The 12057-nt window shown below is 35.7% G+C and carries 8 protein-coding genes and 1 pseudogene; 3 read left to right on the top strand and 6 right to left on the bottom strand.

The annotated features are described in order from the left end of the window. Positions 1–45: 45 nt before the first annotated feature. Both D9782_RS02740 and D9782_RS02735 read right to left on the bottom strand, forming a co-directional pair. Positions 46–1902, bottom strand: a complete 1857-nt coding sequence (locus D9782_RS02740; RefSeq protein ID WP_121604014.1) for an ABC transporter permease — start codon at positions 1900–1902, stop codon at positions 46–48. A gap of 15 nt (positions 1903–1917) precedes the next feature. Beyond that, positions 1918–2685, bottom strand: coding sequence for an ABC transporter ATP-binding protein (locus tag D9782_RS02735; RefSeq protein WP_026682960.1), 768 nt, complete (start codon positions 2683–2685; stop codon positions 1918–1920). A 201-nt stretch (positions 2686–2886) separates the two neighbouring features. Here D9782_RS02735 and D9782_RS02730 point away from each other — a divergent pair, with 201 nt between their 5' ends. Beyond that, entirely contained in the window at positions 2887–6063 is a 3177-nt protein-coding gene (locus tag D9782_RS02730) for a DEAD/DEAH box helicase (RefSeq protein ID WP_121605800.1), read from the top strand. A gap of 136 nt (positions 6064–6199) precedes the next feature. On the opposite strand, the pseudogene D9782_RS02725 reads toward D9782_RS02730, so the two are convergent. After that, positions 6200–6595 (bottom strand): annotated as a pseudogene (locus D9782_RS02725) (helix-turn-helix domain-containing protein). A gap of 266 nt (positions 6596–6861) precedes the next feature. Here D9782_RS02725 and D9782_RS02720 point away from each other — a divergent pair. Next, complete coding sequence (locus tag D9782_RS02720) at positions 6862–8655, top strand: M3 family oligoendopeptidase (RefSeq protein WP_121604013.1); 1794 nt, start codon at positions 6862–6864, stop codon at positions 8653–8655. Further along, positions 8637–8795, top strand: coding sequence for a hypothetical protein (locus tag D9782_RS22675; protein ID WP_162986314.1), 159 nt, complete (start codon positions 8637–8639; stop codon positions 8793–8795). Before D9782_RS02720 ends, D9782_RS22675 begins: the two co-directional genes overlap by 19 nt. 35 nt (positions 8796–8830) lie before the next feature. Here the strand turns inward: D9782_RS22675 and D9782_RS02715 are convergent, their stop codons facing one another. From D9782_RS02715 to D9782_RS02705, 3 genes are all read right to left on the bottom strand, one after another. Continuing rightward, entirely contained in the window at positions 8831–10123 is a 1293-nt protein-coding gene (locus D9782_RS02715) for a hypothetical protein (RefSeq protein ID WP_026682957.1), read from the bottom strand. An 84-nt stretch (positions 10124–10207) separates the two neighbouring features. Continuing rightward, the gene (locus tag D9782_RS02710; protein ID WP_121604012.1) at positions 10208–10993 is read right to left on the bottom strand and encodes a serine hydrolase; all 786 of its coding nucleotides are present in this window, start codon (positions 10991–10993) and stop codon (positions 10208–10210) included. Positions 10994–11543: 550 nt separating this feature from the next. Further along, complete coding sequence (locus D9782_RS02705; RefSeq protein ID WP_121604011.1) at positions 11544–11906, bottom strand: DUF3899 domain-containing protein; 363 nt, start codon at positions 11904–11906, stop codon at positions 11544–11546. Between the last annotated feature and the right edge of the window lie 151 nt (positions 11907–12057).

Here is a 12057-nt window from a genome sequence, read left to right as displayed (position 1 = left end):
CAAGCGAAGATAATTATCGCTTGGTTTTTAGATTAGCTGCTAACACTATTTTTCCTTTGGAAGGACAATTCGCTTATATAAATGAACGGTAATCAAATAGTATAGTCCGTAAATTACGAAGAAAATACTAATTGGGATCCAAATTTTTGTATAAGGCTCAATGATAATAAACGAGAACATTTGCATTCCCACAATTACATGCACTAAGCCAACTAACGCTGGAAAAAGGAATAATAGGAAGAGCTCACGGTAGATAGATTTCTTCAATAATGATTTGCGTACGCCAATTTTCCTTAGCATACTATAGCGATGTATATCTGCCCCTGCGCTTGATAGTAATTTAAACATCAGAACACTGGCCATCATCATTAAGAAAGCTATTCCTAGGAATATTCCCATAAAAATGGTTCCGCTAGCAAGACTCTTTAATGCAACATAGTTCGTGAACTTACTACCGGTATTTTCAACTGGTTCTCCACGATATTTTTCTGCGATCTGAGCTTGACCCTTATCGATTTTTTCTATCTGCGGAATGTCCGCCTTAAAATCTTCGACGCGAGCCAAAATTACTTCATTATCGTTCGCATCTATCTCGTCGTACTTAGCCTGATCAACAACATACACTGAAGTAGAGCCAAACATGTTGTAGCTAGCATTGATTTCGGTAGATATTGCTGACCACCAATTTTCAGGTAATTCCTCAGAGCCTGCATCTTCTTGAAGTGAATAAGACGAAGCAGGTAATTTATCTTCAACACGTTGCTTTTTTGGTAACTCAAACTGTGCATTGTACGCCTGCACCAATGGTGGATCTTCGATTAGCTTATTTTTAAGAAAATAAATACCATCATCAGTTACTTTATACGTATACGTATGCTGTTCAGTCACATCCATCGACTTGAGTGCTTCTAAATCTTGCTCAGTTGGTTGATGTATGGCGACATCATTCGCATGGAACATGGAAGATTGAATTTCAATATTATGATAAAAGGAGATCCCTGCTGTCATGGCTCCTAATCCAAGAGCAATAAGCATGGCAACCGTTCCTAGTACCTTTGTTAAGTTAAGCATACGAAAACGAAGTTGTCCAAGTGTAAATGAATTAATTCCTTTCTCATTAAGCTGTCGGTTTTGCTTTAGCTTTTTCAAGAAATAGGGTAAAAACGAGATAAAAACAAGGTATGTTCCTGGTATAATTGTAACGGAGGCTAAAATTACACCTAACTGCTGTAGCTTTTCAATTTCAATCATTGCGAAATAGCCAATGCCGATTAATATAATGGCAAATAGCACGCCAAAGAACGTTTTTACACCACTTACCTTCACGAAATCTTGCTTCTGACCAGCGTGTAGTAAATGTAATACACTTCTTCTGCCAATCTGCCAAGCATTTACGATGGAAGTCAACAGGAATAAAATAATATAAAAGATAACGGTTGTAAGGATGGAGGAAGTATATACTGCCTTAAATCCTTCTACTGAAAAATCAAGCTGTTGCATTAACAAGTCAGAAATACCAATCGATAATCCAACTCCGACTATGATTCCTACGACAAGAGAGATAATCCCAATGAAGAATGTTTCGAAAAACATCAGTTGTGTGATTTTACCCTTTTTAGCTCCAAGTGTCATATACATGCCCATTTCTTTTTGCCTTAATGTTTGAATAAAAGAAGTGGCATAGAATATATAGAAAATGGTAATAAACCCTAAAATAAAGGAACCAACATGAAACACAAACATGATGGAACTAATTAATGAATTTGCTTCAACAAATGCTTTATTTTGAGCTAACGTTTGAAACATGTAAAAAATAGCAATGGATATCGTTAATCCAAACAATAATACTAAATAATCTTTAAACATTTTTCGCATACTTGATAAAGTTAATTTTACTAACATCGTATCACCTACTTTCTATTCCAATTCATTTGATGTAGCAAACTCAGCAAGTACATCTAGGATTTCCTGATGGAAGCTATTTCTTGTTGTGTTGCGATGGATTTCTTTATATAATTGGCCATCTTGGATGAATAAGATTCGCTGACAATAGCTAGCACTTAACGGATCATGTGTAACTAACATAATTGAAGTATTAAGCTTTTCATTTAAGTGAACTAATGTTTCCATTAAGCTTTTTGCGTTTTTAGAGTCCAAGGCACCGGTTGGCTCATCTGCTAAAATCATGGCAGGCTCATGTACAAGTGCTCGCGCAGCAGCAACACGTTGTTTTTGACCTCCAGATATTGTAATAGGATATTTATCGATAATCTTTTCAATACCTAATTTTTGTGCAACGTTCATCACGCTTGGCTTAATATGTCGAGTGGAAACACCTTTTAATGATAACGGTAGAGCAATGTTTTCATATACAGTCAGGTTTTCTAACAGGTTAAAGTCTTGAAAGATAAATCCAAGCTGCTCGGAACGAAAATCTGCCAACTGGTTTTGCTTCATAGCGGTAATATTCGTACCAGCGATCTCAATGGTTCCACTAGAAGATTGATCTAATGTAGAAATAACATTTAATAGAGTGGTTTTTCCGGCGCCTGATGGCCCCATAATTCCAACAAATTCACCGCTCTCTATATCAAAAGAGACGTCTTTTAATGCGTGAAATTGATTTTCATTTTTCTTCCCATAAACTTTATTTAAATGGTTTACGTGTAATACAGGTTGACTCATAATCCTACCTCCAACTTTATTTTCTAATGCTAGTCTACCGTTATTAGGAGTTAGAAGGTATGGATTTTCCTTTCAGCAAGCTTACAGTTTTGTAAGGGTAAATGACGGGAAAAGCTGTTTTATGAGCAGGCTTCAGTTTAAAATCAATGAAAACTCGTATACAATAGTAATAAGAATTGGTAAAGGATGGTATTTGCTATTTTGAAAAGTATCCGAAACATCAATGTTGAAAAATTATTTCCTTCCGTTATATATAAGCGAGGATTAGACTACTATTTACAAGATAAGGTAAGTGATCTTTTATACGATATTAATTATCAAGTATGGACTGCCATCGTACACGGATCGGAAAATTATTTTGTCGAGATTAATATGAAGGATTTTTCTAAAGGTACCATTGATACGTATTGTGATTGTCCGGCATTTGACGCATTTGGTTCATGTAAGCATATAGCTGCGGTATTAATCCATATCGTTAATAAAGACAATGAGAAATTTCAGGTTCCTAAATATTCCTCATATGATTACAACATGACTCGGAAATTTATGAATGCACTTCATAACATTCCGCAAAACAATAACGACAATGAAACTGCGTTACCAAAGCAAACGATGCTTAAGGTAGAGTATAGTTGCAAATTAGCTTTTAATAGTCAATTGGAAATTGAGCTTAAAGTGGGAGAAAAGCGTTGTTTTGTTGTGAAAAATGCAGGTGAATTTCTCCAACATGTTTCACAAGCATCGGAATACCCGATGACAAAAAAATTTTCCTATAATCCAGATATACACACTTTTTCAGATGTGGATCGGCAGATTTTAGAGACATTATCTGCCATCATTAAAAATGAAAGAATTTATCATACCAATCCTTTTTTTAGAGGCGATCAAGCAAGTAAACGATCGATTATCATTCCACCACTAGAGGCAAAAGCGTTGCTAGAAAAATTAGTAGCGCAGTCATTGACTGTGGAAACAAAGGATCTCACGTATCCATCTGTATCCATTAATAGGGATTCGTTACCTTTTCAATTTTCTTTAACCGCTAGTGAACAAGAAGATTTGCAATTGGAAATGGAAAAGGTGAATGATTTTATCTACTTAGATGCCTATGAATTACTATTTTCTGAAGGAATATTTTATTTTCTTCAAAGTCATCAAGTTCCAGTGATTGAACAGATTAGTCATTTCCGTAATGAAGGTTTTCATTTACCAATCGCCAAGAAGCAGGCAGATGAATTTGTTTCTACTGTTATTCCATCATTGAAAAAAATTGGTGAGGTAGCGATCGATGATAAGGTAGCTAAAGATATTATTCAAGTACCATTACAGGCAAAACTCTATTTAGAGGTGAAGGCAGCATGGGTCGTAGGTAGATTAGAATATCATTATGGAAAAGAACAAATTGACCCCTTTAGTGGACGTGAAGAAAATGAAGTCATTATTATTCGTGATGTGGAAAAAGAACAACAAATTATGCGACTCATAGAACATGCTGATTTTCACTATAATGGGAAAGAGCTCTATATCGATATGGAAAACGAAGAGGAAATGTATGATTTCATTTATTATATGCTTCCAAAGCTAAAGGAGTATGTGGAGCTCTACTTAACCTCAGAAATACGGAATCTAATCGTCGAACAAGAACCGATGACAAGTACAAGTGTTAAATTGGAAAATGCATCAAATTTACTTGATATCGGTTTTGATATTGAGGGGATAAATGACACAGAGGTAAATCAAATATTAGAGGCAGTTATTGAAAAAAAACGCTATTATCGTTTGGATAATGGAGCACTTCTTTCCTTGGAAAGTGACACATTTTCATCTGTTAGACGGTTCTTAGATGGGATGGATATTGAGGTCAATGATCTGGATGAAGGCAAGGTTAAGGTGCCAGTGTATCAAGGTACACAGGTAGATGAGCTACTGGAAACGAGTAAGCGTTATGATCTATCATTTCGTAAATTACTACATCAGTTAAAATCTCCAGAAGAACAAGTATACCCACTTCCAGATACGCTGGAGGCATCACTTAGAAATTATCAGCAAATTGGCTATCAATGGTTTAAATCATTGAGCCATTATCATTTGGGAGGTATACTAGCGGATGACATGGGTCTAGGGAAGACATTACAAAGTATCGCATATATTGCGTCAGAGCTTTGTGAAGATCCTCATCTGATTGTGGCGCCTTCATCTGTTGTATATAATTGGAAAAAAGAATTTGAAAAATTTACACCAACATTAAAAGTAGCTGTCTTAACTGGATCTCCCCAGGAAAGAAGACGAAAATTTTCGGATTCAAAAAATATGGATGTTTGGATTACTTCCTACGCAACGTTACGGCAAGATATTGCACTGTATGAGGAATTATCTTTTCAAACACTGATTCTCGATGAAGCGCAATATATAAAGAATTATGCTACGAAAACATCGAAAGCTATTCGGCAAATTAAAGCAGGGAGACGATTTGCCTTAAGTGGGACCCCAATTGAAAACTCGATTGATGAGCTATGGGCTATCTTCCAAGTAATTCTCCCAGGATTAATGCCGAATCATCAAACATTTAAACAACTGTCTTACGAAAAAATTGCTATGATGACAAGACCATTTATTTTACGACGCCTAAAACGGGATGTGCTAAATGAGCTACCCGATAAAATTGAAACCGTGCATACTTCTGAGTTAACGAAGGAGCAAAAAGATTTATATGTAGGCTATCATCGACAGCTACAAGAAGAAGCTGCACAATCAATGAACGAAAATGGCTTTCAAAAAAACCGTATGAAGATACTTGCCGGTTTGACAAGACTAAGACAAATTTGCTGTCACCCATCTCTATTTTTAGAAAACTATCAAGGGGAATCCGGAAAGCTAGAACAACTTATGGACACAATAAAGAATGCATTAGGAAATGGGAAGCGTATGCTAATATTTTCTCAGTTTACTTCGATGCATGAAATTCTGATTAAGAAGTTAGATCATGAAGGGATCGGCTATTTTTATCTACATGGTCAGACACCATCGCATGAAAGAGTTGAGATCAGTGAGCGATTTAACAATGGTGAAAACAACGTGTTTCTAATTTCGTTAAAAGCCGGTGGAACGGGACTTAATTTAACAGGTGCCGACACCGTTATTCTATATGACTTATGGTGGAACCCAGCAGTTGAGGACCAAGCAACAGGTCGTGCTCATCGTTTTGGCCAAAAAAATGTAGTTCAAGTGATTCGGCTTATTACGGAAGGTACTATTGAAGAGAAAATATATGAGCTGCAGCAAAAGAAACGAGAATTAATCGATCAAGTAATCCAACCTGGAGAAACGATGATATCCAGCTTGAGTGAAGATGATGTCAGGGAACTATTAAATATATAAAACGTAACGATGTAATAAGTGTATTTGGTTTATAAAAAAGTTAAACACGGGGCGTTGCAAACATGGATACTAGATCGATGTTTGCAACGCCCCCTATTCGTGTTTAAGGAGTTACGCTTACATGATAAGGAGAGGTTTAAAACAACGATGACGTAAGTACGAATAAAATAGGCTCGAGTTATCACTTTTATTCAAAAAACGATGCTTCATATTTGGTAGAGTACGTACCACATCTCCTTCATCTAAAAAATACTCGGTCCCTTCTAGTTCGATATGTGCCTTCATAAGGTCTGGTGTTAAAACATCATAGACAATATGGTTATTATTTTCACGATATACGTTCACGCGATCTTTTTTTCTGGAAATAAGGGAATCTGTATCAATTTCATTAAAAAAAAGCGTACAGTGGTACGTTTAATGCTTTTGCAATTAACTCTAATACAGTAAGCAAAGGATTTCCTTGTCCTCTTTCTACTTGATTAATAATTGACGTGCTAATTCCTGCATCATCGGCAAACTCACGAATTGTCATACCATTCTTTTTACGATAGTTTAATAGAGTTTGTCCTAAGCCATGGTTCTTTATAATAGTGCCCCTTCAATACAATATAAGTTTGATATCTTTTGTGCTGACATACTAAGCATAGTGTAAGAATGCTTTCTTCATGAATTATTTAATTTAATAGGAAAGTAATTAACATCAAGTAAAATTAAATCTGTGTATGTAATAAATATACGACTTAAGACGGAGTCAGAAAATTTAAAATAAGCTATACTTTTCATAAGGGAGGATGCTAAGTGGAACAAACTATAAAAGAAAATTGGGAACTTGATACATTATACGCTGGCGGTAAAGATTCCAAAAAATTACATGAGACGTTGAATCAATTAAAGCGAGAGATAGATAGGCTGCATACGAAGATTGGAACAGTGGATGATCAATTATCATTTGCTTCCTGTTTACGCGATGTGCAAAAAAATCTAAAAGGTCTAAGAGAGCTAGAGGATTACATTGTCTGCCTCTATGCAGTTAATGTGGGAGAGCCCGATATATTAAAAATAATGAATGAGATAGATCATGTACGCTCCATGTTTGAAGCATTATTTGTAGATATTGACACGCATATTGATCATTTTTCCGTCGATCAATGGAATCATTTTATTCAATTACAGGAAGTTCAAGATGTTCGTTTTTATCTAGAAGAGCGTAGAGCCGGGATCAAAGATCGTCTCCCTGCTGAAATGGAAAAGTTAATTAATAAATTGGCGATTAACGGATTTATTGGTTGGGAGAATTACTACGAACAGTTAATGGGTGAATTGAAAATCCTCATCGACAAACAGGGAAAGGTAGAGGAAGCATCGATAGGACAAGCATTAATGTATCTAGCTTCGCCCAATCGCTCGCTAAGGAAAAATACAGCGGAAGCATTAATGGATGTATTGCAACAAAATGGCTCCTCTTTTGCCACGACATTTAATCGAATAAGTGGATTTCGCTTAGATGTGTATGAAAAGCGTGGCTGGGACAATATGCTAAAAGAGGCAATGGATAAAAATAGAATGAAGGAGAAAACGCTACATACCATGCTATCAGCTATACGCGCGAAGAGTTACATCATGCAACCTTATTTAAAACGAAAAGCGCAGTTAATGAAGCTTAAGAAAATGGCATGGTATGATACGGATGTACCAAGCTTTACATCAAAAAATAAAATTACTTACGCAGAAGCGGCAGATTTGATCATTACCCAATTCTCTAAGTTTAGTGAAAAACTTGGAACTTTTGCAGCAAATGCTTTTGCGAATGGTTGGATAGAGGCAGAGGATAGGAAGGGGAAAATGCATGGTGGGTTTTGTGCCTACTTACCAATTGCTAAAGAAAGTCGTATTTTTTTAACGTATACCGGCAGTTATCAAGATGTTGTAACGATTGCTCATGAACTTGGGCATGCTTATCATAATTACTTAGTCAACGATCAACCCGCTTTTGCACAGGAAAGAAGTACAAGTATTGCGGAAACAGCTTCAACGTTCGCTGAGAATCTAGTACTCGATGCTGTAATAGACAGCGCATCAAATGAAGAAGAAAAATTAACCTTGCTAGAAATGAAGATTGGAAATGGTCTAAAGTATCAAGTGACTGTTCCAGCAATGTTTGATTTCGAAATGAAATTATATGAACAACGGAAGTCTGGCCCATTGAAACCCAATGAAATAAATGAATTAATGACAAGCACGTTTAAACAGGTTTATGGAGACACGGTGAAAGACATGAACCCTTATCTATGGATGACCATCCCACACCTTTATCGTACAGAGCTGCCATTTTATAATTTTCCGTACACCATTGGCTATCTACTCAGCAATGTAATGTATGCACAATATAAGGAAAATCCCGTACAGTTTCCGGCTCAATACGATGCATTTTTAAAAAACACAGGAAAAATGACAATTGAACAATTGGCAGCCCACTATCTAAAGCAGGACATTACAGATTTGTCATTTTGGGAAGCATCCTTGCAGCCAACAATCGAAGCTATTGAACAGTATAAGAAATTATCGGAAAGAAAATGGCAGGAAATGAGATGATGGGTACGAAGGGATTTATCCCGCATATAACTGGCAGTAAGATTCTCGCTTCAAGCAATAAAGAGAAACCGAAATTGGTAAGAGGGGAATCAACTGCCAGTAAATGTCCGATTGGTTCACCTAACCATCCGTGGGGATAAACAAGCCCACGGATGGAAGATTTACTTTATCAAGTTTACTGATTTAATCGGAATAGTTTTCTCGGCCTTCCTTTTAGATAAGGCTTTTCCTCACCTGCCACTTTTATGACCTCGCCAGCTAACAGTTTATTAATGGTACGTTCTGCACTTCGTTTTGTAACTTTATAATGCGATGCAATATCGTGAGAAGAGAATGGTTCGTTATTTCGAGATTGAATAAAATCGATAAAATTATAGGATAGTTCATTATTTAAACGTGCCTTATGAATGAGTGCTTGATAAAGCTTCGATGTATCAAAATGTTTAATAATACCAATTGGTCCAATCGTATCTTGCCGTTCATTAACAATATAGCATTTACTGTCTTTTTCCGTACTGCATGCATCTAATGCTAATTTCGCATTTTCCACTGCTTCCTTTGCGGTTAAAGCCAATCCAAATCCAATATCGACAGGTGTTTGCAATGTTTTCTCAATATCGTACAGTAAAGGAAAATCCCGATAATGATTTTGAATATGGTCAATGACTCCCTTGGTACCGAATAAAATAAAACGGTTATCATCACTTGGAAAGACGGAAGCGTTCGTTTGCTTGGCAAATGTTAAGAGTAAACGATGTAATTTCTGTAGCGATTGCTTAGCCACCGTACTACCTCTTCGTTGCTCAATAACTTCCCATTGCTTTAATCGTACGTATCCAGAAACAATTTGTGTAGTATTGGGCTCTGAAAGTGTCACGATTTTTCGAGCCTCTTCGAGGGCGCATGCAATATTTAGTCTAGGTATTGTCATACAGCTTACGGGTATACCTTCATGTCTTAATTTTATTTCGATTTCCTTTGTAGATGTGAGGACAGTATCAATTTTTCCTTCCTTCCATAACGTTTGATGGAAGGACACAATGTCATCTGATTGCACCTGCTGTTGTTTATTTGGCTGAAAAATATAGATATCCTTATTTTTCATGGCTATATCTGCTAGTACGTTGCTGACATGCTTCCCACTTAACACATCTAGAGAAATGCGGTTAATAACTTGTTTATGAAGATGGTTTAACCGGAATAAGGAGTGAATAATCATATATTCATCATACGGTATTTGAATACTTGGAATTCGCTTCTTCACTAACAAGTCTTTTGCATATAGATAAGAGAGCTGTTCCGTAAATAAATAAATATCACATACATATGCTTTTTCAATTAATTCTGTAACATCTTCAGCCTTTGAGTAGGTAAAGGGCATAAGCTCGATATCGCTTTTCGTATCAGCGAGCTTCATAATGCGTTTCATTACATCCTCATTACCAAAAGCTGCAATCTTAATTTTCATTCTAAACGCTCCCATGTTCTTATAAATGATTATAAATGCAAATTTTTTTACTATGTAATCCTATTTTTATTTAAACTAGCTTCCCTACTTGATGTAACGAATTAATAAATGACCGATATCTGCAATTATTCTTTCACTTTCTGCATTAAGGGAGATTCCTTCTGATAAAAGAACAACATGTATCGTCTTATCCTGATATTTCATAATGCCAGCATCATGGGTGACTCCTTGTAGCTCCCCCGTTTTATGGTAAAACTGAATCTCATCCTCTGCCTGCAAATAACTAGGGAGCTTATTAGTAAATTGCTGGTTAGCTAAAATAGTTAAAATCATTTTCTGGCTCTCTTTTGTTAAAAATTTATTATTTTCTGAAATTAAATGCAACAATTTTGCGATATCATATGCACTTGTATAATTGTCCAATCCATTTTCCTTTGCCTGTAGATCCATAAACTTACGTTGAATGATCGATTGTTGGCAGTCAGCATCTTTTGTTAATTGATTGATTGTTTCTACACCTAATATATCAAGTAATACATTGGCAGCTGTGTTATCTGAAACAATAATCATTAGCTCCAATAAGTTTCGATAACTATAAATATGAGAATGGGATAAATAATTAATTACTCCAGCACCGCCAACCATATTTTCCCTTTTTATATAAACAAGCTTGTCCTGTAAATGTGGGTTTTTATCTAGTTGACGAAAGCCTGCAATTAAAATTGGTAATTTAGCCAAACTGGCTGCACATCTTAACTGAGCTGGATTAATGGAAATAGTACCTTCATTTGTTTCAATATAAACAGAAAAATGATCGCTTACCGGTTCCAATTTGTGATGTATGGATTTTTCCAATTCTCGAAAATTCATATTGTATAGACCACCTTACATATCAGTCTTAGAAAACTTTCTGAAGCTGGACGTACACTGTAAGCAAGTATTGACATCGCTTCTTTGCTTTAATACAGTAAAGCGTCCATCAATATTTAACGAACAACAATCGACAACTTTCGCTAATAGCAATATAGTATTGAATTTTCTCATAATTGTCAATCCTAAAATAATATATTTGCATTACTTATACATATATCTAGCTGACTGGACTACCTAAAAAAACAGTATGAAATAAACATACAGGCTGGGACGGTCCCGTGGAAAGCGAAGTTGTCATACATCTTCTTTTGATAAAAATACGTTTGTTCCTGCCTCTTTTCACACATATTTGAAATACATTTTTCATTCCACGGCAACGGCTTACCCTCTTTATGGGCAAGTCCCGTGTGAGGATATCACACGGTTACTTTTTCACTGAAGTCTTGTATAGTTTCGCTGCGACATCTGAACGATATCTTTTCGGGAAGTTCCGTTTTTGAAGAAAAGAATATTAGAGCGAGCTACCTTCGAAGAACACTCTTTATAGCTAAATGTAATAATAAATAATCAGTAGTAGCCCTAATAACACAAAGGTAGTAATTGTTTGGAATTGCATGATCTTATAAAATGAGGGATTTACCTTTTCAGAAGGAGCAGGCTTTTCTTTCCATTCTTCCATATAGTCATTTGACATCATACTTAAAAATCTTCTGAAGCCAAACGTGACACCATCAAAGAAGCCGCCTTTTTTGGTATAGATAAACAATGTAATGACGAGAAGCAGTAAAAACACATAGAATAGTGCATTTATAAAGTTCACGAGATTATAGGATGGAGCGAAAATAAGAAAAATTACAATCGTTAAGCATATCGTGAGCAGGAAATACAGCCCATGTTTTGATTTATTCATAGAGTCACCTTCTAGATAAGTTGAACTAATTATATCATAGAATTTTATGTTGCAAAAAGCGCATTATTTAAAAAATTTAATGAATTGTATTTAGGACGAAAGCATTAATCTAACGCTGTTTACACATATTTTTAATAAATGGAAATAATGA

The sequence above is a fragment of the Virgibacillus sp. Bac332 genome, from assembly GCF_003667785.1.
GTDB lineage: Bacteria > Bacillota > Bacilli > Bacillales > Amphibacillaceae > Virgibacillus > Virgibacillus salarius.
This window is presented reverse-complemented; position numbering and strand designations above follow the sequence as displayed.

Excerpts from the sequence above, each read along its gene's own strand:
- D9782_RS02740 (WP_121604014.1), bottom strand. The coding sequence starts at position 1,902 with ATGTTAGTAAAATTAACTTTATCAAGTATGCGAAAAATGTTTAAAGAT.
- D9782_RS02735 (WP_026682960.1), bottom strand. The coding sequence starts at position 2,685 with ATGAGTCAACCTGTATTACACGTAAACCATTTAAATAAAGTTTATGGG.
- D9782_RS22675 (WP_162986314.1), top strand. The coding sequence starts at position 8,637 with ATGGCAGGAAATGAGATGATGGGTACGAAGGGATTTATCCCGCATATA.
- D9782_RS02715 (WP_026682957.1), bottom strand. The coding sequence starts at position 10,123 with ATGAAAATTAAGATTGCAGCTTTTGGTAATGAGGATGTAATGAAACGC.
- D9782_RS02710 (WP_121604012.1), bottom strand. The coding sequence starts at position 10,993 with ATGAATTTTCGAGAATTGGAAAAATCCATACATCACAAATTGGAACCG.
- D9782_RS02705 (WP_121604011.1), bottom strand. The coding sequence starts at position 11,906 with ATGAATAAATCAAAACATGGGCTGTATTTCCTGCTCACGATATGCTTA.